The sequence below is a fragment of the Halorussus aquaticus genome (genome assembly GCF_024218795.1).
Classification (GTDB): domain Archaea; phylum Halobacteriota; class Halobacteria; order Halobacteriales; family Haladaptataceae; genus Halorussus; species Halorussus aquaticus.
In genome coordinates this window covers 3,147,896-3,171,387 of record NZ_CP100400.1, presented here as the reverse complement: position 1 = coordinate 3,171,387, position 23,492 = coordinate 3,147,896, and the positions used below count along the sequence as shown (strand labels likewise).

The 23,492-nt window shown below is 65.6% G+C and carries 23 protein-coding genes and 1 tRNA gene; 16 read left to right on the top strand and 8 right to left on the bottom strand.

Annotated features, from left to right (window positions below):
* Window positions 1–154 precede the first annotated feature (154 nt).
* Window positions 155–574 (bottom strand): RNA-binding domain-containing protein, encoded by a 420-nt coding sequence (locus NGM06_RS16315; protein WP_254267976.1) that lies wholly within the window; start codon window positions 572–574, stop codon window positions 155–157.
* An 8-nt stretch (window positions 575–582) separates the two neighbouring features.
* Window positions 583–1,155, bottom strand: a complete 573-nt coding sequence (locus NGM06_RS16310) for an AAA family ATPase (protein WP_254267975.1) — start codon at window positions 1,153–1,155, stop codon at window positions 583–585.
* Window positions 1,156–1,337: 182 nt separating this feature from the next.
* Here NGM06_RS16310 and NGM06_RS16305 point away from each other — a divergent pair.
* Window positions 1,338–1,442: transfer RNA gene (locus NGM06_RS16305), tRNA-Arg, on the top strand.
* Window positions 1,443–1,783: 341 nt separating this feature from the next.
* On the opposite strand, the gene NGM06_RS16300 is transcribed toward NGM06_RS16305, so the two are convergent.
* On the bottom strand, window positions 1,784–3,364 hold the full coding sequence (locus NGM06_RS16300; protein WP_254267974.1) for an aldehyde dehydrogenase family protein: 1,581 nt from the start codon (window positions 3,362–3,364) through the stop codon (window positions 1,784–1,786).
* 125 nt (window positions 3,365–3,489) lie between these two features.
* Here NGM06_RS16300 and NGM06_RS16295 point away from each other — a divergent pair, with 125 nt between their 5' ends.
* The gene (locus NGM06_RS16295) at window positions 3,490–4,839 is read left to right on the top strand and encodes a calcium:cation antiporter family protein (protein ID WP_254267973.1); all 1,350 of its coding nucleotides are present in this window, start codon (window positions 3,490–3,492) and stop codon (window positions 4,837–4,839) included.
* 894 nt (window positions 4,840–5,733) lie between these two features.
* Here NGM06_RS16295 and NGM06_RS16290 read toward each other — a convergent pair.
* Window positions 5,734–6,837, bottom strand: a complete 1,104-nt coding sequence (locus tag NGM06_RS16290; RefSeq protein WP_254267972.1) for an aminopeptidase — start codon at window positions 6,835–6,837, stop codon at window positions 5,734–5,736.
* Between the two features lie 139 nt (window positions 6,838–6,976).
* On the opposite strand from NGM06_RS16290, the gene NGM06_RS16285 reads away from it, so the two are divergent.
* The gene (locus NGM06_RS16285; RefSeq protein WP_254267971.1) at window positions 6,977–7,999 is read left to right on the top strand and encodes a threonine aldolase family protein; all 1,023 of its coding nucleotides are present in this window, start codon (window positions 6,977–6,979) and stop codon (window positions 7,997–7,999) included.
* Window positions 8,000–8,020: 21 nt separating this feature from the next.
* Here the strand turns inward: NGM06_RS16285 and NGM06_RS24175 are convergent, their stop codons facing one another.
* Window positions 8,021–8,155 (bottom strand): DUF7859 family protein, encoded by a 135-nt coding sequence (locus NGM06_RS24175; protein WP_256567941.1) that lies wholly within the window; start codon window positions 8,153–8,155, stop codon window positions 8,021–8,023.
* Window positions 8,156–8,250: 95 nt separating this feature from the next.
* Here NGM06_RS24175 and NGM06_RS16280 point away from each other — a divergent pair, with 95 nt between their 5' ends.
* On the top strand, window positions 8,251–8,898 hold the full coding sequence (locus NGM06_RS16280) for an ArsR/SmtB family transcription factor (protein ID WP_254267970.1): 648 nt from the start codon (window positions 8,251–8,253) through the stop codon (window positions 8,896–8,898).
* A 229-nt stretch (window positions 8,899–9,127) separates the two neighbouring features.
* On the opposite strand, the gene NGM06_RS16275 is transcribed toward NGM06_RS16280, so the two are convergent.
* A complete protein-coding gene (locus NGM06_RS16275; protein WP_254267969.1) occupies window positions 9,128–9,580 on the bottom strand; it encodes a DUF7979 domain-containing protein in 453 nt (150 codons plus the stop codon).
* Window positions 9,580–10,104 (bottom strand): metallophosphoesterase, encoded by a 525-nt coding sequence (locus tag NGM06_RS16270; protein WP_254267968.1) that lies wholly within the window; start codon window positions 10,102–10,104, stop codon window positions 9,580–9,582. The genes NGM06_RS16275 and NGM06_RS16270 overlap by 1 nt, the downstream gene beginning before the upstream one ends.
* Window positions 10,105–10,191: 87 nt before the next feature.
* On the opposite strand from NGM06_RS16270, the gene NGM06_RS16265 reads away from it, so the two are divergent.
* From NGM06_RS16265 to NGM06_RS16250, 4 genes are all read left to right on the top strand, one after another.
* On the top strand, window positions 10,192–11,163 hold the full coding sequence (locus NGM06_RS16265) for a cation diffusion facilitator family transporter (protein WP_254267967.1): 972 nt from the start codon (window positions 10,192–10,194) through the stop codon (window positions 11,161–11,163).
* A gap of 110 nt (window positions 11,164–11,273) precedes the next feature.
* Window positions 11,274–11,459 (top strand): hypothetical protein, encoded by a 186-nt coding sequence (locus NGM06_RS16260; RefSeq protein ID WP_254267966.1) that lies wholly within the window; start codon window positions 11,274–11,276, stop codon window positions 11,457–11,459.
* A gap of 89 nt (window positions 11,460–11,548) precedes the next feature.
* Window positions 11,549–13,792 (top strand): ATP-dependent DNA helicase, encoded by a 2,244-nt coding sequence (locus NGM06_RS16255; RefSeq protein ID WP_368410450.1) that lies wholly within the window; start codon window positions 11,549–11,551, stop codon window positions 13,790–13,792.
* A complete protein-coding gene (locus tag NGM06_RS16250; protein WP_254267965.1) occupies window positions 13,765–14,091 on the top strand; it encodes a hypothetical protein in 327 nt (108 codons plus the stop codon). The genes NGM06_RS16255 and NGM06_RS16250 overlap by 28 nt, the downstream gene beginning before the upstream one ends.
* A gap of 1 nt (window position 14,092) precedes the next feature.
* Here NGM06_RS16250 and NGM06_RS16245 read toward each other — a convergent pair whose 3' ends face one another.
* Window positions 14,093–14,599 (bottom strand): 2'-5' RNA ligase family protein, encoded by a 507-nt coding sequence (locus tag NGM06_RS16245; protein ID WP_254267964.1) that lies wholly within the window; start codon window positions 14,597–14,599, stop codon window positions 14,093–14,095.
* Between the two features lie 239 nt (window positions 14,600–14,838).
* Here NGM06_RS16245 and NGM06_RS16240 point away from each other — a divergent pair, with 239 nt between their 5' ends.
* The 8 genes from NGM06_RS16240 to NGM06_RS16205 all read left to right on the top strand — a co-directional run bounded on the left by NGM06_RS16240 (window position 14,839) and on the right by NGM06_RS16205 (window position 23,486).
* On the top strand, window positions 14,839–15,312 hold the full coding sequence (locus NGM06_RS16240; protein ID WP_254267963.1) for a hypothetical protein: 474 nt from the start codon (window positions 14,839–14,841) through the stop codon (window positions 15,310–15,312).
* Between the two features lie 148 nt (window positions 15,313–15,460).
* Window positions 15,461–17,020, top strand: coding sequence for an ATP-binding protein (locus tag NGM06_RS16235; protein ID WP_254267962.1), 1,560 nt, complete (start codon window positions 15,461–15,463; stop codon window positions 17,018–17,020).
* A gap of 314 nt (window positions 17,021–17,334) precedes the next feature.
* Window positions 17,335–18,603 carry an argininosuccinate synthase gene (locus NGM06_RS16230; protein WP_254267961.1) on the top strand — a complete coding sequence of 423 codons (1,269 nt, stop codon included), beginning with the start codon at window positions 17,335–17,337 and terminating at the stop codon, window positions 18,601–18,603.
* Between the two features lie 3 nt (window positions 18,604–18,606).
* Entirely contained in the window at window positions 18,607–20,172 is a 1,566-nt protein-coding gene (argH, locus tag NGM06_RS16225) for an argininosuccinate lyase (RefSeq protein WP_254267960.1), read from the top strand.
* 171 nt (window positions 20,173–20,343) lie between these two features.
* Window positions 20,344–20,508, top strand: coding sequence for a lysine biosynthesis protein LysW (lysW, locus tag NGM06_RS16220; RefSeq protein ID WP_135823492.1), 165 nt, complete (start codon window positions 20,344–20,346; stop codon window positions 20,506–20,508).
* A gap of 1 nt (window position 20,509) precedes the next feature.
* Window positions 20,510–21,376 (top strand): lysine biosynthesis protein LysX, encoded by an 867-nt coding sequence (gene lysX / locus NGM06_RS16215; RefSeq protein ID WP_254267959.1) that lies wholly within the window; start codon window positions 20,510–20,512, stop codon window positions 21,374–21,376.
* A complete protein-coding gene (argC, locus tag NGM06_RS16210; RefSeq protein ID WP_254267958.1) occupies window positions 21,376–22,521 on the top strand; it encodes an N-acetyl-gamma-glutamyl-phosphate reductase in 1,146 nt (381 codons plus the stop codon). The genes lysX and argC overlap by 1 nt, the downstream gene beginning before the upstream one ends.
* Entirely contained in the window at window positions 22,518–23,486 is a 969-nt protein-coding gene (locus NGM06_RS16205; RefSeq protein WP_254267957.1) for an acetylglutamate/acetylaminoadipate kinase, read from the top strand. The genes argC and NGM06_RS16205 overlap by 4 nt, the downstream gene beginning before the upstream one ends.
* The last annotated feature ends 6 nt before the right edge of the window (window positions 23,487–23,492 follow it).

The following is a 23,492-nucleotide window of genomic DNA, read 5'->3' as shown; positions in this document are numbered from 1 at the left end:
TTTTGAACCATACATAAATAGTCAAAATAGTCTCTAAATCTGATTAGTCTCGTCGGACTAGTCGAGTAGCTGCCGAAAAATGGCAGTAGAAGTTCGTTAACCCGTGATGGCTTGGGGAAGTAAAATCCGAATAAACGTAATCTTTCTGTCTTTTCTACTCGAAGTCGTCCTGCGTGACGGGTTTCCCTTCCTCCGTCGGCGGAGCCACGCGGTCCACGAACTCCTCGACGCTCGGCTCTTCGACGCGAACTCGAACGTGGATGTCGCCGAGTTCGTCGGGGTTACCGACCGCGAAGTTGACGACGCCCTCGAAGGCGGCCTGTTTCTTCAGGTCGAACGCGAGGGTGTTCCCACGGCGACTCCCGAAGAACTCGCCGCGAGCGGTGTCGAGTATCTCCTGACGGTGCAGCAGTTCCGAGAAGTGGTCGAGCGAGTGGGTCTCCGCCGAGATTTCGCCGTGGCGCTTCTCGGTTTCGGCACCGGGGAAGATGTTGGTGATGGCGGTGGCGACTCGGTCCGCGATTTCGGTGTCGGCGACGGGTGCGGTAATCTGCACGTCGATGCTGTATATCATTGGTCGAATCAGGCCTCCTGTGCGCGTTCGCGTTCGAGTCCCTCGACGCCCTCGGTCAGCAGGGCGCGAATCTTCTCGTGGAACGCCTCCAGCGTCGCGGTGTTGTCTATCGCGGCGTCGGCGCGGGCGATGGCCTCGTCCATGCCGAACCCGCGCTCGCGCTCGTCGCGCTCCCGGAGGGTTTCGGCGTCGGTGGCGTCTCGACCCCTCGATTCGACGCGTTCCGCCCGGACCTCGAACGGCGCTTCGATGCTGACCAGCGTGAACGCGTCGCCGAACGCCTCCTCGAAGCGCTCGACTTCGACGCCCGCACGGATGCCGTCCACGAGGACGGTGTCGCTCCCGTCGAGCGCCTCCTCGACGACGGGGAGCGACCGCTGGGCGATGGCGTCGGGACCGTTCTCCTCCCGAAGCGCGCTGGCGATTTCGCCGTGGTGCTCGGCCGGGTCGAGTCCCCGGTCGCGGCACTCCCGGCGAATCACGTCACCCATCGTCACGACGGGGATGGCGAGTTCCTCGGCGACGGTGGCGGCCTCGCCCTTGCCGCTCCCCGGCAAGCCGACGGTTCCGATTACTCTCATTGGGTATCGGTAGTGCGGAGTTGCGTATAAACGCTATGTTCAGCGGAGGACCGCAGGTACTCAGTCTGTAGCCGACAGCAGGGGAACCACGGCGCAGTTCTCTCAGCGACCGTGGAAGCCGAAACTATTCAGGGAGTGAAATCCTAAGGTCTTTTGCCGAGGCCGCCTGAACAAATCGGTGAGGGCACGTAGCTCAGTCTGGAAAGAGCGTCGGACTTCTATTCCGGCCGGTCACTCCGGTCGGAGAAGACATCCGACGGTCGTGGGTTCAAATCCCATCGTGCCCGTACAGCGAGGAACGAAGTGACGAGCGAACCGGCTCGCAGGGGGATTTGAATCCTACCAGTCGCGCGCAACGAAGTGAGGACGTCTGGCTCTGGTTCAAATTCCGAAAGGGGCGCAGCGCCTTTCGGCGTTGGTAAACCGAAGGTCTACTCACTCCCATCGTGCCCGTGCAACGCGTGGGTTGTTCAGTTTCGATGCTGATTATCTCCGAAGTCGATTACTGGTCCGTTCGAGTTGCGGTCAAGACCGGCAGGCTACCGTCGATTCCAGCAACGCCCACGGACTCTGCGTCACGGAAGGGTGTTGGAACCCCGCCTCAAAATCTGAAATAGTAGATGCATGCCTACTCGACGCGGGTCCTGCTCTGCTCGCGCATGAACTGCTGGAGGTACCAGTAACCGCCGGCGAACTTGCCGGTCGTCCCCGAGAACTTCCAGCCGCCGAAGGGCTGGGCCTGCACGAGCGCTCCCGTGGTCGCGCTCTGAGTTCGGTTGGCGTAGCACATGCCGGACTCGACCCCGTCGAACCAGCGTTCGACCTCCTCGTCGTCCTCCGAGAAGATGCCCGCGCAGAGGCCGTACTCGCTGTCGTTGGACTTCGCGATGCCCTCCTGCAAGCCGGACACGGGGTGAACGGTCACGAACGGGAGGAAGTGCTCCTCTCGAGCGAGGTCGTGCTCGTGAGGGATGTCGGTGACGACGGTGGGTTCGACGTATCGCCCTTCGGGCAGGTCGTCGTCGACGACGGACCCGCCCGTCCGGACCGTCCCGTCGGTCCGCGCCCGCTCGGTGATTCGCCGATATCGGTCGAGCGCACCGTCGTCGATGACGGGGTTGACGACGGTATCGAGGTGTTCGCCGCGCCCGATGCCCAGTTGTTCGGTCGCCTCTACTAATCGCTCGGTGAACTCGTCGAAGACGTCCTCGTAGACGTACACGCGAGAGGTCGCCGAACACTTCTGGCCGCTGAACGAGAACGCGCCCATCGCGACCCCGTTGACTGCATCGTCGAGGTCGGCCTCGTCGCTGACGATGACCGGATTCTTCCCCCCGAGTTCGGCGATGACGGGGCCGCGCTTGCCCTGCTCCCGGAACGTCCGCTCGATACCGAGACCGACCTCGCGCGACCCCGTGAACGCCACACCCGCGACGTCCTCGTGTTCAGTGAGGGGCTGACCGAGTTCCCTCCCGCCCCCGGTGACCAAGTTGAACACCCCGTCCGGGAGGCCCGCGTCGGCGAGAACATCCGCGAACTTGTGTGCGATCAGCGGCGTCGCGCTCGCGGGTTTGGCGACGACGGTGTTTCCGGTGACCATCGCGCCGGTAGTCATTCCGGCGAGGATGGCCAACGGGAAGTTGAACGGAGCCACGACCGCGAAGACACCGTACGGGCGTAGCAGGTTCGTGGTGTGCTGATGCGGCGTCGGTTGGCCGGTATCGAACCGATAGCCGTCGGAGCGCTCTAGTTCCCGACTGTAGAACCGGAGGAAGTCGATGGCCTCGTCGACGTCGGCCATCGCCTCGGTCCGGTTCTTCCCGTTTTCGAGCGACAGCGTCGCCGCCAACTCGAACTTTCGGTCCCGCATGCGGTCGGCAGCGGTCCGGAACACCTCGGTGCGCGCCTCGATATCGCGGTGTTCCCACTCGGGGAACGCCGCCGAGGCGGCGCTCACTGCGGCGTCGACCTCCGATTCGCCGCCCGCGGCGAACTCGCCGATTTCGAGGTCGAAGTCCCCCGGACTCGTCACTTCGAATCGGTCGGCGGCGTCGACGTGACTGCCGTCGATGCGTAGCCCGTGGTACGCTCCTAAATCGGCCTTCACTGATTCCACCGCCGCCTCGTAGGCCTCGTGGAACTCGTCCTCGTTTCCGTTCTGTTGATGGGTGAGAAGCGTCAGTTCGTTCTCGAACTCTTCGGAGTGCACGGGTCTATAAGGCACTTGGCGCGTTTATATGTTCGTCTCACTGTAATGGCATCTACCGAGGACGGTCTGGGCCGGAGAGACGACGGGCATAAGAGGTAGGTGTCCGACTCACCATTGACGAACTAGTGCTCGATAGGTTTCGCCACCCACTCGTCGCGGTCGCCGTCGCCCTGCTGTTGACAGTCCCGTGGATAGGGACGTTCGTCGCGTCTGGTGGATACGGAACCGTGCATCCGGGCGAGAACATCACGGCCGGTATGGCCGTCCTCGTCGGTGGTCTCGCAATCGTGGGTGCGGCGTTCCTGCTCGCGTGGGCGGCCGAAACCGCCGAGAAGGACGTTCCACAGGCGTTCGCCATCGCGGTGCTGGCGGTGCTGGCCGTGGCCCCCGAGTACGCCGTCGACGCGCTCTACGCGTGGGAGGCCGGTGCTGGCTCCACTGAAGCCGCCAACCTCGCGGTGGCCAACATGACGGGTGCGAACCGCATTCTCATCGGTCTCGGTTGGTCGGGCATCGCACTGTTTACCATCTACCGCGCGAAGCGCACCGACGACCCGGCGGTCGAGTACCGGTCGGGATTCCTCACTGACGCGGTCACGCTCGACCCGGGAATCGCGACCGAGATTACGTTCCTCCTCGTCGCGACGGCGTACGCGTTTTTCATCCCGCTCAGTGGCGGTATCGGGCCGCTCGATACGCTCTTCCTCGTCGGACTGTTCGTGCTGTACATCCTCGTCGTCATTCGCGGTGACGTCGAGCACTCCGAGGAACACATCGGCGTTCCGGCCTACTTCCAACAGTACTCGAAGGTCCCCCGAATTGCGTTCATCCTCTTCGGCTTCGCGTTCTCGGGGGCGATAATCTTCACTGCCGTCCACCCGTTCGCCGAGGGACTGGAGCAGTTGGGCCTCCAGTACGGCATCCCCGAGTTCTTCATGATTCAGTGGCTCGCACCGCTCGCCTCGGAGAGTCCAGAACTCATCGTCGTCGCCTACTTGGTGAACAAGGCGCGCTCGACCGCCGGTTTCAACGCGCTCATCTCTTCGAAGCTCAATCAGTGGACGTTGCTCATCGGCACCCTCGCCATCGTCTACTCCATCTCTGCCGGCGCTATCGGGACGCTCTCGTTCGATTCGAAGCAGGCGGCGGAGATCTGGATCACCGCCGCACAGAGCCTCTTCGCCATCGCTATCCTGACGAACCTCGAGATCAGCACTCGCGAGGCCCTCGTGCTACTCGTCCTGTTCGCTACGCAAGTTCTCGCGGAGTTCTACGTGATTCGAACCTACGCTGAAGCAACTGCCTCGACGATCAGTATCTCGATTCTCTACGCCTACACCGCGGTCTACGTCGTCCTCGGCGTCGGGTTGTTCGTCAAACGTCGCGACGGTGTCCGCGAACTCCTCCAGCGAAGCGTCTCGAACGCTCGGAGTGCGATAGGAATCGGCACCGGCCGGACGGAACACGCGGACTGACACCGCTGCGCCGACGGAGTGACTTCGTCGGTCATTACCGGACGGTCGGCGACCGGACGAGCGACTCGTCGCGGCGCTCCGCTCCGGAGGAATATCGTCACGGAAAGCAGTAGACGGACTCTACGCTCTCGACCGGAGATGGGTCGACTCCGGTGATGGACCGTCGTCGGTTTCTGAGAGGAGTAAATCAGCCCGCCGTTCAGAAGAGGTCGCCTACGTCGTTTATGTCAGACCGGCAGAACGGGCATCTGTAGTTGGTCTGGAAGTCGTTGCGTTGGGCAACGGTTCGAGTTTCGAGTTCGTGCATAGCGATACTGCGACCACAGTCGGGACACGATACCTTCGTCACGAGGTGTGAGTCTATGGCCCAAACACTTAAATTGCAATGTAAGCTAAGTAGAGAAATCTTACGGCCGAGGCGCACGAAAACCGACACACGGTTAGATATCGTTCAAAGTAAATTGAAATAATATGGGGCTGTGACAAATATCCCCGAAGCCGTACGGTGATTCTCCGTCGTTGCGAGGGTGTTCAGGCCGACTACATCGGTTCGGTATCTTCGCCACGTTCTCGGCGTCGGTGGTGGTTTAAAAGGGGATCGGGGTTCGTCGGACGTACTCGCGAAGAAGACGAACGCTCAGCCCTCGAAAAACGTCGACGAAAAAGAACCCTACGTCTCCGCGGGTCGCTTCGCTCCCCGCTCCGGTTCGAGGCCTTCGCTCTGCTCAGGCCTCGCTCTCCTCGAAACCGTCCTCGAATCGGAACGTCCGCGTCCGACCTTTTTCCTCGTCGACTCGCCTTCGGCGACTCTCCTCGAAAAACGTCGACGAAAAAGAACCCTACGTCTCCGCGGGTCGCTTCGCTCCCCGCTCCGGTTCGAGGCCTTCGCTCCGCTCAGGCCTCGCTCTCCTCGAACCCGTCCTCGAATCGGAACGTCCCGTTTCGCTGGACGACTTCGCCGTCGACTTCGATGTAGGAGTCCTCGCTCATGTCCACAATCATGTCCACGTGGACCGCGCTCTCGTTGCCCGTCTCGCCCTCGGGCAGGCACTCGTCGTACGCGCGGCCGACCGCGAGGTGGATGGTGTCGCCCATCTTCTCGTCGAACAGCATGTTGTAGGTGAACCGGTCGATGTCGCGGTTCATCCCGATGCCGAGTTCCCCGAGTCGGCGAGCGCCCTCGTCGGTGTCGAGGACCTGCCCCAGCACGTCCTCGTTCTTGCTGGCGCCGTACTCGACGACCTCGCCGCCCTCGAACCGGAGGTAGCCGTCCTCGACCTCGTGACCCTCGTGGATGAGCGGCTTGTCGAACAGCACTTCGCCCTCCACGGAGTCGGCGACCGGCGCGGTGAACACCTCGCCGCCGGGGAGATTGTTCTTCGCGTGGTCGTTGATGGTGGTCATCCCCTCGATGCTCATGGTGAGGTCGGTCGTCTCGCCCGAGACGATGCGGACCTCCTCGCCCGCGTCGAGAATCTCCACCATCTCCTCCTGATGGGCCTTCTGGGCCGCCCAGTCCTTGCCGATGGCCGACCAGACGAACTCCTCGTACTCCTCGGTACTCATCTCGGCGTTCTGCGCGTCGGCGGGCGCGGGGTACTGGGTGAGGACCCACGTCGTGTCGAGAATCTCCTCGCGGACGGGGAGTTGGGCCTTGCGGTAGGCCGCCATGGTGTCGCTCTCAACCGCGCTCATCTCGGCGACGTTGTCGTGGGCGCGGACGTGAATCCACACGTCGGCGGCCTCCGCCAGCGCGAGTTCGTGGTCGGGCGTATCGACGTCCTCGGGCGAGACGCCTCCGAGGAACGCCGCGCGCGTCCGGTCGTTGCGGAACGAGACGTGGAACGGAAGCCCACCCCGTTCGCCGATGGTCTCACAGAGCGCGAGCGTCAGGTCTTCCGCCGCCGAGGAAGCGCTGACGACGACGTTGTCACCGGCCTCGATTTCGGTAGAGTGGTCCACGACGATTTCGGCGTGCTCTCTGACTCGGGGGTCCATACAGGCAAATGTTGACGAAACCGGGAAACCGCTTTCGGTCCACGGTCTGAATCGCCACACTGGACCCGCCACCGACCAGCAGCGGCAGAACTGACACGCCACCGCGGGGTATTTGACCCGCCGCGGGCAAGGGACGGACATGATAGACCTGCGGAGCGACACCGTGACGACACCGGACGAGGCGATGCGTGACGCCGCCCGGGACGCCGACGTGGGCGACGACGTGTACGGCGAAGACCCGACCGTCAACGAACTGGAAGCGAGGGCGGCCGACCTCGTGGGCATGGAGGACGCCCTCTACGTCCCGACCGGCACGATGGGCAATCAGGTCGCGGTCCGGACCCACACCGAACGCGGACAGGAGGTGCTGACCGAGCGCGAGAGCCACGTCGTCAAGTGGGAACTCGGCGGGATGGCCCAGCTATCGACCCTGCAGGTCCGGACGCTCGACGGCGGCGAACGCGGCGTTCCGACCCCCGAGCAGGTCCGCGAGGAGTACGTCGAGGAGGACCTCCACCGACCGGGAACCGGACTGCTCACGCTCGAAAACACGCACAACAGCAAGGGCGGCGTCGCCGTCGCACCGGAGAGAATCGACGCCGCGGCGGAGGCCGCTCGCGACCTCGGCGTCCCGGTCCACCTCGACGGCGCGCGGGTCTGCAACGCGGCCGTGGCTCACGAGGTGCCGGTCGAACGCGTGACCGAGAACGTCGATTCGGTGATGTTCTGCCTCTCGAAGGGACTCGGCGCGCCGGTCGGGTCGATGCTGGCCGGGAGCGAGGCGTTCGTCGAACGCGCCCGGCGCAACCGGAAACTGTTCGGCGGCGGGATGCGGCAGGCCGGAATCGTCGCCGCGCCGGGTCTACTGGCGCTCGAAAACGTCGAGCGCCTCTCGGAGGACCACGACAACGCCCGACTGCTGGCCGAGCGACTCGCCGGAGTCGAGGGCCTGTCGGTGCAGGACCCCGAGACGAACATCGTCCTCGTGAACACCGAGGCGACCGGCCTGACCGCCGACGAGTTCCTCGACGCCTGCGAGGACGCGGGCGTTCTCGGAACCCAGTTCGATACGCACGTGGCGCGCTTCTGCACTCACTGGGACGTGGACCGCGACGACATCGCGGACGCCGCCGAGCGCATCGGCGACGCGGTCGAAGCGTGAGGGCGGCGGAGCGCGGTGCGACTACTGTCGACCGTTTTGGACGCCCTCTCGGAACCCCGTGACGGTCCGGCGGATGAACAGGTACATGAAGAAGACGAAACCGAGCAGCAGCACGACGAAGCCGACCACCATGGGGTTGTTGTAGATGAAGTCCATGTGCGTTCCATTCGGTTGACTGACCAAATTCGTTTCGACGCTCGACGCGCCGAACGGTGGCAAAGTTGATGGGAGAGGGGTGGCAACGGAGACCTATGGCTGACCTCCTCCCCTCCACCTCGGACGCGACCGCCCCGCAGTCCGCCGAACCGAGGGTCATCGGCGTCGATAGCGACGACGCCGACGACCTGCTCGGGGCGCTCTCCTCGGGGACGGCCCGCGAGCTGCTGGCGGCCCTCCACGAGGACCCCGCGACGCCCTCCGCGCTCGCCGACACCATCGACACGTCGTTGCAGAACACCCAGTATCACCTCGAAAAACTGGAGGACGCCGACGTGATACAGGTCGTGGACACCGTGTACTCCGAGAAGGGCCGCGAGATGAAGGTGTACGCGCCCGCCGACCGACCGCTGGTCGTGTTCGCCGGTAACGAAGAGAAGGCCACCGGACTGAAAGCCGCCCTCTCGCGCCTGCTGGGCGCGTTCGGCGCGCTCGGTCTCCTGAGCGTCGCGGTCCAGCAGGCGTTCGGCGACGGGGTCGGTTCGCTCTTCGGTGCCTCCGGCGGGGACACCGCCACGGAAACCGGAGGCGGCGGGATGACGGTCCAATCGACCGACGCGGCCCAACAGACCGCCGACGCCGCGGCCAACGCCGTGCCGCCGGGTCTCGTCTTCTTCGCTGGCGGTGCGCTCGTCATCGCGCTGGGGTTCGCGTGGTGGTACTACGCGAATCGAAGCGAATGAGCCGCCAATGGCGATGAATACGCACTGTCGCCGGTAACTAAAACGGAGTTTTTAGCTTACGGGAAGTATTTGATATACGGGACCGTAGGCAGTAGTGTACCGCCCCGCTTCGGCCCTCCACCACCGCCGAACTCCCCGCACCCCGTGTCCGTACGCCGCCGCCCTCCCTCCTGTGCCTCTCACTGCGGGGCGGTCAGTCGATTTCGGATTTTCTGCGCGATAGCCAGTGTCAGCGCCGGCGACGCCACCCGTACGCGCCGCCGGCGACGAGTCCCCCGAGGAGCGCGACAACTCCACCGAGGAAGGCGTAAGTCTCCCCCGCGCCGAAGCAGTCCGACTCGAACTGACGGGAGGTCTCGTACCGCCCGCCGCGGTACGTGACGACCTTCCGAGTCAGTCCGTCGAGGACGCCGGACTGCTGATAGACCGGGGTCGTCTCTGCGGTCAGTATCTCGCGGAACACCTCCTGCTCGGCCGCGGAGAGGTTCTCGTACGCGACTCGTTCGAGGGCGGGGTCGGCCGTCTCGTTCGCCGCGAGTCGGTGCACGGTCAGTCCGGTTCCGGACTCGCAGGTGTCCGTGGTTTGCTGGTAGACGCCGTAGGCACCGAGCGTTCCGCCGCAGACGAGCGCGAACAGACCGACCGCCAGCGCGACTCCGGAGACGGAGGGCACGGCGGACATCACTCTATCTCGAACGACTCGACGACCGACCCGTCGCGGTGGCGAATCTCGCCCGAGAGTCTGGCGTCGGTCCCCGCGTCGCCGTCCGTCGGTCGGAGTTCGACGTGGGTCGGAACGCCGCCCCGCGGGTCGGCGTGACTGCCGGGGTTGAGCAGGAGCACGTCCTCGCCCTCGCTGACCGCGTGGCGGTGGGAGTGACCGAACACGACCACGTCGGCGGCCTGCTGGCGACCGAGCAGCGAGAGTCCGGTCGCGCCGCGGTCGTCGCCGTGCGTCAGGACGAACCGGACGCCCTCGACCTCGAAGGTGCGTTCGGGCGGGAGACGGTCGCGTACGTCGGGCGTGGCGTTGTTGCCGTATACGCCGTAGAGACGGTCGCTGACCGCTTCGAACGCGTCGAGTGCCGCCCCGTTCAGAAAGTCCCCGGCGTGGACGACGACGTCGGCTTCCTCGACCGCTTCCTTCGCGCGCCCCGCCAGTTCGTGGCCGGACCGACTGTGAGTGTCCGAGACGACGGTTATCATGTCTCGTCGTAGGAGCGCCCCACTCGTGAGCGTTTCCGTCTCTGTCTGCAATCAGTTTCTTGTCCGGCGAGCGAGAAGGCTACGCCAATGGCGGAAAGCAAGTCTGTCGTCATCGCCGCGCTCGTCGCTAACGGCGCGATAGCGGTGCTGAAGTTCCTCGGATTCCTGTTGACCGGGAGCGCGGCGATGCTCTCGGAGACGTACCACTCCATCTCGGACACCGGCAATCAGGTGTTCCTGCTCATCGGCATCCGATACAGCAACAAAGAGGCGAGTCGTGGCCACCCGTTCGGATACGGGAAGGCACAGTTCTTCTACAGTTTTCTGGTGAGCGTCCTCCTGTTCGGCATCGCGGGATGGGAGTCGGCGAAACACGGTTACGACGCCATCATGCACCCACACGTCCCCGAACAGGGCGCGACCACGCTGCTCGGGTACACGTTCCCGGCGGTCTGGGTCAACTACGGCGTGCTCATCGCGGCGATTCTGTTCGAGGCGTGGGCGCTGAAGAAGGCGTACGCCGGGATGAAGAAGGACATCGAGCAACACGACTGGAGCGGACTGGCCGAGGCGTTCAAGAAGACCACCAACGTGACGACGCTGACCGCGTTCACCGAGGACACCATCGCGATGGCCGGTGCGGGCATCGCTCTGTTCGGAATCTACCTCTCCAGACTCACCGGCAACCCGCTCTACGACGCGGTGGCGGCGCTGCTCATCGGACTCATGCTGATGGGGTTCGCGGTTGCGCTCGCGTGGGAGAACAAGCGCCTCCTGCTCGGCGAGAGTCTGCCGAAGTCCGAGGAGCGGGAACTGCGAGACATCATCGAGGGGTGGGACGGCGTGGTGAACATCGTGGACTTCCGGACCGTGGTCTTCGGCCCGGAGGACGCGATTCTCACCGCGGACGTCGCCTTCGACAAGGGCATCGCCACGGCCGAGATGGACCAGAAGATTACCGACTTGGAGGACGCGCTGATAGAGCAGAACGGGAGCGTCTCGAAGGTGTACATCGAACCCGAGACGCGGTGGCGGAGCAAAGAGGAGGCGGCGGGGTAGTTCTGCGCTAGCCATTCTGAAGGAACGTCGGAACGTCTTCTACTCAGCTATCCGATTATTCCACCGGTAGAACTCGACAGGTTCACCTATATTTAGTTAGATATCTGCGTATGAACCTGACGGATAGGTTACTCGCCCTCGCCGTGTACTTCCTCGCTCTGATTACCCTCCAACTCACGTCGCCAGCGACCTCTGATACATTCCGAACGCTCGCGTCGGGCACGTCGATACTGGTACTCTACGGAATGCCGCTCTACTTGCTCGCCCAGTTCCTCGAGTCTCGAGTCAGCGAGTGATAACTTGAGGACGCGAAGCGCGTTCAGCGAATCCAACACTTCCACTCGCAAGCGAGAGTTTAAACGTCAAGCCGAGCAAACCCACTCCCGTGGCAGAGACGAACGGGTACATGCGCTTTTTCCCCTACGAAGAGCCGTACGAGAACCAGCGGGAGGCGATGGACCGCATCTACAACACCTTCGCCCGCGGGCAGGACGTGCTGTTCGAGGGGGCCTGCGGGACGGGCAAGACGCTGTCGTCGCTCGTCCCCGCGCTGGAGTACGCCCGCGAGGAGGACAAGACGGTCGTCATCACGACCAACGTCCACCAGCAGATGCGCCAGTTCGTCGCCGACGCGCGAGCCATCACCCGAGAGGAACCCATCCGTGCGGTGGTCTTCCGGGGGAAGGGGTCGATGTGTCACATCGACGTGGGGTTCGAGGAGTGTCAGGTCCTGCGGGACAACACCTACGAGGTCGTGGACGCCGAGAGCGACCTCGCGGAACTGGAGGACCGCCAAGAGGAACTACTGGAAGCGAGTCAGGAGGGCGACGAGCGCGCGGCCGAGGCCCGGAGCGCGGTCATGGACGAGTTGGAACAGGTCCAAGAACGCGTCGAGAGCCTCGAAGAGAACAACACCTGCGAGTACTACTACAACAACCTCGTCGGCGACAACGACGAGTTCTACTCGTGGCTCTACGACGACGTGCGCACGCCCGACGACATCTACGACTACGCCGAGGAGCAGCAGCTCTGCGGCTACGAACTCCTGAAGGACGGGATGGAGGGCGTGGATTTGGTGGTCTGCAACTACCACCACCTGCTCGACCCGATGATACGCGAGCAGTTCTTCCGGTGGTTGGACCGGGACCCCGAGGACGTCATCACCATCTTCGACGAGGCCCACAACGTCGAGGACACCGCCCGCGAACACGCGACGCGGACGCTGACCGAGAACACCCTCGACTCCGCGCTCGACGAACTACAGGACTCCGACGACGCCCGGGCCGAACCCGCCTACAACGTCGTCTCGGCGTTCCGGGCGGCGCTCGAAGAGACCTACGAGGACGCGTTCGGGTTCGGCGACCGCGAGCAGGTCGGGGACAACTGGGAGGACCTCTCCATCGCCAACGAGGGCAAGCGCGACGACCTGACGCTCAACTTCCTCCAGCAGTACACCGGCAAGGGAATCGACACGGAACTCGAACTCGCCGTTCACCTCGGCAAGGAGTTAGACGAAGAGTACGAGGAGGCGTACAAGAACGGCGAATCCACCACCCGACAGGAGTGCCAGACCCTGCAGGCCGCGAGGTTCGTCCAGTCGTTCATGGACGAGAGCGCCGAACTGGGCCAGTACCCCGTGGTGTCGGTCCGGCGCGACGAGGCGACCGAAGAGGTGTACGGCCGCGCGGAACTCTACACCTGCATCCCGCGAGAGGTCACGGAAGACCTCTTCGACGAGGTGTACGCGACGGTGCTGATGAGCGCGACGCTCCGTCCGTTCGACGTCATCTCGGACGTGCTGGGGCTGGAGGACCCCGCCGAAATCGCCTACGGTCTCCAGTTCCCCGAGGAGAACCGCCGGACGTTCGCGGTCGAGACGCCCGCGCTCTTCTCCAGCGAGCGCGACGACCCGGACACGCAGGAGGCCATCGCTGGCGTCCTCCGGGACGCGGTGGAGTTCACGGCGGGCAACACCCTGCTGTTCTTCCCGAGTTACGCCGAGGCAGAGCGGTACTACGACCGACTCGGCCGGGAGTTCGGCGATAGCGAGGCGCGAAGCGCCTCGGGGAACTCGAGCGGCGATACGCCGCGAGAACCCGGCGACGCGACCCTCTACATGGACGAACCCGGAACGTCGGTGGAGGACCTCCGCCAGCGGTTCGTCGCCGACGACGACGCCGCGCTGTTCACGTCGCTCTGGGGCACCCTCGCGGAAGGCGTGAGTTTCGACGGCGACGAGGCCCGGACCGTGGTCGTGGTCGGCGTGCCCTACCCGCACCTGAACGACCGGATGGAGGCGGTTCAGGAGGCGTACGACCGGACGTTCGCCGACCGGTCGGGCCGGGACTCCGGGTGGGAGTACGCCGTCGAGATTCCGACGATTCGAAAGACGCGCCAAGCGCTGGGACGGGTCATCCGGTCGCCCGACGACTTCGGCGTCCGCGTGCTGGTGGACAAGCGTTACACCGAAGCGGGCCGACGCGAGATGGGCAAGTACAGCGTCCGCGAGACGTTCCCGCCCGAGGAGCGCGGAGAGATGCTGGACGTGCAGGCCGAGAAACTGAAATTCGCGATGCTGAACTTCTACAGCGACAAGCAGGCGTGGACCGGCGACCCGCCGACGCCGTGAAACACGCGACCATAACGATGTCCCGAGAACCGAACAGCGGCGACGGCGAGACCGACGGCAGCGAGACCGACGACCAGACCGACCGTGAACAGGCCGCGAAGGCTGCCGAGGCGATACGGGAAATCGGTGCCGAACGTTTGGCAGACGAAATCGTGAGCGCGTGGCAGAAAGCCGGGATAAAACCGTTCGATACCGAAGAGGACGATACCGGACCCGACGACGAGCGTGACCCAGCGGATACCGACATCGCTCAGAGCGACGACACCGGGCGCGACGGCTCGGCGGGCGACGACTGTTGACTCAGGCGGGCAGCGAGAACGACGCGACCTCCTCGTCGTAGGTCGCGTCCCAGAGCGCCAGTCGGTTCACGGTGAACGTCACGGGTTCGATGTCGCGCTCCACGAACCGACGCGCGGTCTCCACGTCGCCGCCGCGCGCCAGCGTGACGTGGGGCACGTAGTCGTCGCCCTCGAACTCCTCTATCGCGGAGAACTCGTCGAGCAGTCTGCGGTGAATCCGCCGGAGGCCGGGACTCTCGACCGCGAGGTAGACGACCGGTCCCTCGCCGAGTGGCGGATAGGCGAAGTAGTCGAGACCCGTGACGCGGACCTCGAAGACCGGCGCGCCCCCGAGCACCGTGCGGACCTGCTCGCGCAGACGTGCGACTCCGCCCGGCGGCGAGTCGCCGAGGCGCTTGCAGAGGAGGGTGTGGCGCTCTCGAATCGCGTCGAAGTCGAGGAGCGCGGGCCGGAGGTCCTCGGCGAGCCGTTCGACCTCGCCGGGAACCGCGACGTTGAGGCTGTACACTGTCGAAGCGTCGGTTCGCGCGAGCCAAGAGGATGACGATTCGACGGGCGTGTCACGTGCCGTCGAAGCCACCCGCGGACGGTCGGGGTCCCGGAGAACGCCTCTCTTCGAACGCGTGAGCGATTGTACGTTGTGACACCGAGGAACGACTATCGTAGCTCCGGGACCGCCCAGAGCGGGACGTTGTACACGGTCTGGGGCACACCAACGCTTTAATCCGCCGCGACGGACCATTACTCGTGACCGCACCTGCTAATCGAGAACGCCTTCGACTGCTACCCGCGATTTCGGCAGTCGCCGTCGCAGTCGCGCTGGGAGCCTACGCGATCGGTTCCCCGGTCGGGTCACGGCGACTCTCGACGGTAGCACTCGTCGCCGTCCTCGTCGGAGCGACTATCGTCTCCGCCGCGAGCATCGCCACGGGACGGGAAGGCGTCGCCACGGCCATCGGCCTGCTGTTCTTCCCGGCCGGACTCGTCGGGGTCGCTCTGGGACCGCAACTGTGGATTATCGGGTCGCTGGTGCTGCTCTCGACGACCCTCGACCGGAGCTACGTCCCGTACGCCCTCCTCCTGTTCGTCGGCGGACTGCTCGCGCTGACGGTCCTGACGGCTTCGGGATACCGAGCAGTCGGCGCTGGACTCGCAGTCGTCGTGTTCGCCGCCGCGGCGTACAGTACGCTCACCGTCCGGCGTCGGGTCGAACCCGCGTAGGTACGACGACCCGAGTCCGACCGGCCGCGAGAGCGACCCGGAGACGGCGGACGTTCCGAGCGCGAGCGGACTGTCACCTCGGTAGTCCTCGGGAGCGGAACGTTCGAGGGTCTACACTTATTGAACTCGGGACCCATCGTTGCGACGAATGGAGTTCTCCGGGGAAGCGATTCGAGTCATCTTCGTCGGCGACAGACCGGGGACCGAGGCGTTCGCGCGGAGCGTCCGCCGCGAGGAGGCGTTCACCGTGACGGTCGCCGCGGACCGAGAGAGCGCACTCGACCGTCTGGAGACCGAGGGGTTCGACTGCGTCGTCGGCGACGTGGACGCCGGATTCGAACTGCTCGACGCCGTACGGGACCGCTGGCCCGACCTCCCGTACGTGTTCGTCGCGGAAGAGGGAGACGACAGCGCCGCGGAGGCGCTCGCACGCGGCGCGACCGACTACCTCGAACGACGGTCCGACCGCGACCAGTCGGCACTGCTGGTCACCCGCGTCGAGAACGCCGTGGTGCGCCGGACCTCCGGCGGACTCGTCGGGACGCTCGTCACACAGGAGACGACCGACGACGACTACGCCCGCATCGCGACCGAACTCAGGGAGAACGAGACGTACCTGCGGAAACTCTACCGGACCGCGTCGAACACGGAACTCTCCTACGAACAGAAGCGACGACGACTACTGGAACTCGGCCGAGAGCGCCTCGACGTGGACGTGGGATTCGTCTCGCGCATCGAGGACGACACCTTCGAAATCGTGGATGCAGTGGGGTCTCACGAACTGCTCCAACCCGGCGAGACAGCGCCGCTGGCCGAGACCTACTGCCGGAAGACCATCGAGGACGAGGGACTGCTGAGCGTGGAGGACGCCGAGTCGGAGGGGTGGCTCGACGACCCGGCGTACGAGACCTACGGTCTGGGCTGTTACGTCGGCGCGAAGATGTTCGTGAACGACGACTTCTACGGAACACTCTGTTTCGCCGACCGAAGCCCCAGAGAGCGGTCGTTCTCCGAGAACGAGAAGATATACGTCGAACTCATCTCCCAGTGGTTGCGCTACGAGTACGAGCAGATGGCCGACGAGCGCGCGCTCCGCGAGAAGAACCACCGACTCGAAGAGTTCGCCAGCGTGGTCAGCCACGACCTCCGCAACCCGCTGAACGTTGCCAGAGTCTACCTCAACATGGCCGAGGAGACCGGTTCCGAGGAGGACTTCGAGCAGGTCGAGAGCGCGCTCGAACGGATGGAACAGTTGATTCAGAACCTACTGACGTTGGCCGAGAAGGGCGACGCGCTGGACGACGTGACCCCCCACGACCTGTCGGCAGTGACGGCCGACGCGTGGAGGAACGTCGATACCGACGACGCCACCTGCCGGATGGAGGACGACGTAGTGGTCGAGGCCGACCGCGACCGCCTCCAGCAACTGCTTGAGAACGTCTTCCGCAACTCGATAGAACACGGCGGCCGAACGGTGACGGTTCGGGTCGGTCCGCTCGACGGTGAGGACGGGTTCTACGTCGCCGACGACGGGTCGGGCATCCCCGAAGACCAGCGCGAGTCGGTGTTCGAACACGGCTTCTCGACGGACGACGGGGGGACCGGACTGGGGCTCACAATCGTTCGGCGTATCGCGGAGGCCCACGGGTGGACCGTCTCGGTCGCCGAGAGCGATTCCGGCGGTGCGCGATTCGAGGTCCGGTTCTGACGGGGAGCGACTCCCGAGACTACTTCCGGCCGGTAGATGTCTCTCCGTTGACTGTAATCCTTGCCGCGCCGATAGAGTTTAAACCCCTCCGTGCCGAAGGAGATGATGATGACAGAGACTCACGGCTCGGGTTCGTTCGCACTCGCCCAGAGCCGCGTGTCCACCCTCGTTCTCGCGCCGCGACGACGACCGGGGTCCCTTTAGACCCCACCTTATCCTCATCCCACGATTCTACCGAGTTTCCCGCCGCCGACGTCACCCGTATCGTCAGCGAACTACGTTCCGGATAAGACACACAACACACCACACCTAACATGACAGACAAAAAGACCGTCGCGCTCGCCTTCTCGGGCGGACTCGACACCACAGTATGCGTCCCGCTGCTCGAAGAGGAGTACGACTACGACGAAGTAATCGGCGTCACGGTAGACGTCGGCCAACCCGCCGAGGAGTTCGACGAGGCCGAGGAGACCGCCGAGGCGCTCGACCTCGACCACTACGTCGTGGACGCGAAGGACGCGTTCGCCCAGCAGTGCCTCGACGCGGTGAAAGCCAACGCGACGTATCAGGGCTATCCGCTCGGCACCGCGCTGGCGCGCCCCGTCATCGCCGAGGCCATTCTCGACGTGGCCGTGGAGAACGACTGCGACGCCGTCGCCCACGGCTGTACCGGAAAAGGGAACGACCAACTGCGCTTCGAGGCGGTCTGGCGCGACTCGGACCTCGAAGTCATCGCGCCCGTCCGCGAACTCGGCCTGACCCGCGAGTGGGAGATGGAGTACGCCGACGAGAAGGACCTCCCCGTCGAGGGCGGCAACGAGGGCGACTGGAGCATCGACACGAACCTCTGGAGTCGCTCGGTCGAGGGCGCGGACCTCGAAGACCCCGGCTACGTCCCGCCGGAGGACATCTACGAGTGGACCGACGCGCCCGGCCAGAAGACGACCGAGGACGGCGAGTTCGAGACTATCGAAATCACCTTCGAGGACGGCTATCCCGTCGCCATCGACGGCGAGGAGATGCCCGAAGTTCAACTCATCGAGTACCTCAACGACCTCGCCGGGAGTTACGGCGTCGGCCGCACCGACATGATGGAAGACCGCATGCTCGGCCTGAAGGTCCGCGAGAACTACGAGCATCCCGCCGCCACCACGCTCCTCAACGCCCACGAGGCGCTCGAAGGACTCGTCCTCACCGAGGAAGAGCGCGCGTTCAAGAAGCAGGTGGACCAGCAGTGGGCCGAGAAGGCCTACGAAGGTCTCCTGTCCGCACCGCTCGTGGACGCCCTCGACGGCTTCGTGGACACGACCCAGCAGAAGGTCACTGGCACCGTCACCGTCAAGTTCGAGGGCGGACAGGCCCGTCCGGTGGCCCGCGAGAGCGACTACGCGGTCTACTCCGAGTCGGCCGCCTCGTTCAACACCGAGTCGGTGGACGGCATCGCGCAGGCCGACGCGACCGGCGTGGCGAAGTACCACGGCTTCCAGTCGAGACTGGCCAACGAGGTCGCCGCGAACGCCGAGGCGAAGAAGGCGGAACTGCTGACCGACGGCTCCGGCGACGAGAGCAGTGAGGAGAACTGAACGATGACCGAGGAGAGCGAACACGAGGCGCAGAACGCCTCGGAATACGCAAGTGGTGCGGAGCAACGCTCCGCAGACCATTCGAGCGGGCGAAGCCCGCGAGAAGACGGTGAAACCGCGAGCGACTCCGGAGCGTCCGACGTGGTGCGCCGCGACCGCTTCAGCGGCGGCCCCGCCCGCGGGTTCCTCTCCTCGATGGACGACGACGAGCGCATCTTCGCGACCGACCTCGCGGTGGACCGCGCCCACGTCGTGATGCTCGCCGAGCAGGGCGTCGTGGACGACGGCGAGGCGACCGCCATCCTCTCGGCGCTGGACGAGGTGGAGTCGGCGGGCTTCGACGCCCTGCCCGGCGGCGAGGACGTTCACGCCGCCATCGAGACCGCGGTCGTCGGGCGCGCGGGAGACGTGGGCGGGAAGATGCACACCGCCCGGTCGCGCAACGACGAGGTGGCGACCTGCATCCGCTACCGCCTGCGCGAGGACGTGTTGGAGGCCGTCGAGGCCACCCTCGGCCTCCGCAAGGCGCTCGCGGAGGTCGCCGAGGAACACGCCGAGACCGTGATGCCCGGTTACACGCACCTCCAGCCCGCACAGCCGACCACCGTCGGCCACTACCTGCTCTCCTACGAGCAGGCGGTCGCGCGCGACACCGCGAGACTGTTCGACGCCTACGCTCGGGTGAATCGGTCGCCCCTCGGCGCGGCGGCGTTCGCGGGCACGCCCTTCGACGTGGACCGCGAGCGCACCGCCGAGTTGCTCGGCTTCGACGGACTCGTGGCGAACTCGATGGACGCGGTCTCGACCCGCGACTTCCTCGTGGAGGTCGTCGCCGCGCTCTCGAACCTCGCGACGACCGTCTCGGGCCTCGCCGAGGACCTCGTCGTGTTCTCGAACAAGGGCCTCGTCGAACTCTCGGACGACTACTCCTCGACCTCCTCCATCATGCCCCAGAAGAAGAACCCCGACACGCTCGAACTCGTGCGTGCGACCGCGGGCGACGCCGCGGCGGGACTGAACGGGCTTCTCACGACCCTGAAGGGCCTGCCCCGCGCGTACAACCGCGACCTCCAGAACGCCACGCCCCACGCGTGGGAGGCCGCGGACGCAGTGTCGGAGGCGGTCGCGGTTGCGGCCGGGGCCGCGGCGACCGCGGAGTGGGACGAGGCGGCGCTGGCCGAGGCGGCGGGCGAGGGGTTCTCGACCGCGACGGGCGTCGCCGACCTGCTGGCGATGGCCGGGGTTCCCTTCCGGAAGGCCCACGAGATGGTGGCGGAGGCCTCCGAGGAGGGGGCCGACTACGCCGCGCTCGACGCGGCGGCCGGGGACGTGCTGGGCGACTCGCTCGACGCCTACGTCGAGCGCGAGGCGGTCGAGGCCGCGCTCGACCCCGCCGAGAGCGTCGCGTCGCGCGAGTCGCCCGGCGGTCCCGCACCCGAAGCGGTCGCCGCGGGCCTGACCGCGGCCGAGGAGACAGTCGCCGCGGACGAGGCGGCGCTGGCCGACGAGCGCGACTCGCTGGCGGCCGCCGCCGAGAAACTCCGGACGGAGGTGAGTCGATATGCCTGACCGACCGCCGGTCCCCTCCGGGACCGTATTTATATACCTTCGAAGCTCGGCGACGACTTCGATTTGACGCAGTAATTGCCTTTTCACGCCCTTAGAGCCCCGTCTGCGCTACGATAACTTTTTGACACGTTCGGTGGTTTTAAGTACGATAGCGGTATATGAAGAACTGCTATGACCGAATGCGTACAGTGCGGGGCCGACGTGACCCTGCACGACGACGCCGAAGTAGGAGAGATAGTCGATTGCACGACCTGCGGTGCCGAACTGGAAGTCGTCGAGCGAAACCCGCCAGTCCTCGACCGAGCCCCGGAGCTCGAAGAGGACTGGGGGGAGTAAGTTGCAGGTTGGACTACTCTACTCCCGGATTCGGAAAGACGAGAAGCTGCTGCTGTCTGAACTCCGCGAGCGCGGCCACGACGTGGTCAAGATAGACGTGCGCGACCTCCGGTTCGGACTGGACGAGGCCCCCGAAATCTTCGCGGACCTCGACGTCGTGGTGGACCGGTGTCTCGCCACCAGCAGGAGCCTCTACGCCACGAAGTTCTGCGAGGCGTACGGCGTGCCGGTCGTCAACTCCGCGGAGACCGCCCGCACCTGCGCCGACAAGGTGCAGAACAGCCTCGCGCTCGCGGGCGCCGGAGTCCCCACGCCCGCGACCGACGTGGCGTTCACCAAGGAGTCGGCGATGGAGAGCATCGAATCGTTCGGCTACCCCTGCGTCCTCAAGCCCGTCGTCGGGTCGTGGGGTCGCCTGATGGCCAAAATCGACTCCCGGAGCGCCGCGGAGGCGATTCTCGAACACAAGGCCACGCTCGGCCACTACGAACACAAGGTGTTCTACGTGCAGGAGTTCGTGGACAAGCCCGGCCGCGACGTTCGCGTCCTCGCGGCGGACGGCGACCCCGTCGCCGCGATGGTGCGCTCGTCGGACCACTGGCTCACGAACGCCGCGAAGGGTGCCGAGACCGAGGCGTTCGAACTCGACGCCGAAGCGAAGGAACTGGTCGAGCAGGCGAGCGACGCGGTCGGCGGCGGCCTGCTGGGCGTGGACCTGATGGAGACCGGTGACTCGTACACCGTCCACGAGGTCAACCACACCGTCGAGTTCAAGGCGCTGAACGACACCGCCGACGCGGACGTGCCCGCCGAAGTGGTCGATTGGCTCGAAGCGAAGGCCGCCGCGAAACAGGAGGTGGTCGCCTGATGCCAATCACGAACGGGACGACCGGGGCAGGTGACGACGAAGAGACCGCCGTGGCAGGCGACGAGACGACGACCGCGACGAGCGACGAGAAAACGACCGGCGAGAGCCTCACCGCTACGGTCGTCGGCGCGAGCGGGTTCGCGGGCGGCGAACTCCTCCGCATCCTCGCCGGTCACCCCGACTTCGACCTCGCGGGCGCGACCAGTCGCGAGTACGCGGGCAAGTCGGTCGGGTCGGTCCACCCCAACATGCGCGGGACCGACCTCCGGTTCTCCGACCCCGCCGACCTCGACTCGGTGGACGTGCTGTTCGCCGCGACGCCCCACGGCGTCTCGATGGGTCAGATAGACGCGTTCTACGACGCGGCCGACACGGTGATGGACCTCAGCGCCGACTTCAGGCTGAACACCGCCGAGCAGTACGACGAGTGGTACGACGGCCACGACGCGCCCGAGTATCTGGACGAGGCGGTGTACGCCCTGCCGGAACTCCACCGCGAGGAGTTGCCCGGCGCGGACCTCGTCGCCGCGGGCGGCTGTAACGCCACCGCGACGATTCTCGGTCTCTATCCGCTGTTCGAGGCCGGGATTCTCGGCGGCGACGCGAGCGAGCAGATAGTCGCCGACGTGAAGGTCGGCTCCTCGGAGGGCGGCGCGACGTCGAGCGAGGCGGGAAGCCACGCCGAGCGCTCGGGCGTCGTCCGGCCCTACGCGCCGACCGGCCATCGCCACGAGGCCGAAATCGAACAGGAACTGGACACCGACGTGTCCTTCTCGGCCCACGCCGTGGACATGGTTCGCGGCGCGGCCGCGACCTGCCACGTCTTCCCGAGCGGTCCCGTCTCGAAGGGCGACCTCTGGTCGGCCTTCCGCGAGACCTACGACGAGGAGCCGTTCGTCCGGCTACAGTCCGGCGGATCGGGCGTCTATCGCTACCCCGAACCCAAGGCGGTCGCCGGGACCAACTACGCCGAAGTCGGCTTCGAGTTGGACCCCAGCAACCAGCGCGTCGTCGTGTTCAGCGCCATCGACAATCTGGTGAAAGGCACGGCCGGGCAGGCGGTTCACGCCGCCAACCTCGCGCTCGGTCTCGAAGAGACCGCGGGACTCGACTTTCAGGGACTCCACCCGGTGGGAAGCCCATGACGCACGACTACACGAAATCGGAACTCGAAGCGGCACACGAGGAGCTAATCGACAACGACCTCGGCGACGACGGACTGCGGACCGACGGAGGAGCGGTCGGCGGGGACGAACAGAGTCCGCCCGTCGTCGTCAAAATCGGGGGCGCGCGGGCGGTGGACCCCGAAGGCGCGCTCTCGGACGTGGCCCACCTCGTCGCCAACGGCGAGGACGTGGTAGTCGTCCACGGCGGTTCCACGGCGGTAGACGACACTCTGGAACAGATGGGCGAGGAACCGGAGTACGTCGAGACGCCCGGCGGCGTCGTCGGTCGCTTCACCGACGAGAAGACCATGGAAGTCTTCGAGATGGTGCTTCCGGGCAAACTCAACACCGACCTCGTGGCGGCGCTCCAGAACGAGGGCGTGAACGCGGTCGGTCTCTCGGGCGCGGACGGAAAGCTCCTGACCGGCCCGCGCAAGTCGGCCGTCAAGGTCCTCGAAGACGGCCGGAAGAAGATAAAGCGGGGCGACCACTCCGGCAAAATCGAGGCGGTCAACGACGACCTGCTCTCGACCCTGCTGGCCGGACGCTACGTCCCGGTCGTCACGGTCCCGATGCTCGCGGAGGAGTCGCGCGGCGAGGGGACCGCGACGGAGTACACGCCGGTCAACGCCGACGCCGACCGCGCGGCCGCCGCGATTGCGGGCGCGCTGGGCGGCGAACTGGTCGTGTTGACCGACGTGGCCGGAGTCTACGAGGACCCCGACGACCCCGACTCGCTGGTCGAGTCGGTCGGGACGCCCGCGGAACTCGACGCGGCGAAGGACGCCGCGGAGGGGTTCATGACGAAGAAGGTCATGGCGGCGGTCGAAGCCCTCGACGGCGGCGCGGCCTCGGTGACGGTCGCGGACGCGAACAACCGCGACCCAATCACCGCGGCCCGGACCGGCCACGGGACCGAGTTCCAACCGGGGGCGGTCAGATGACGGCGG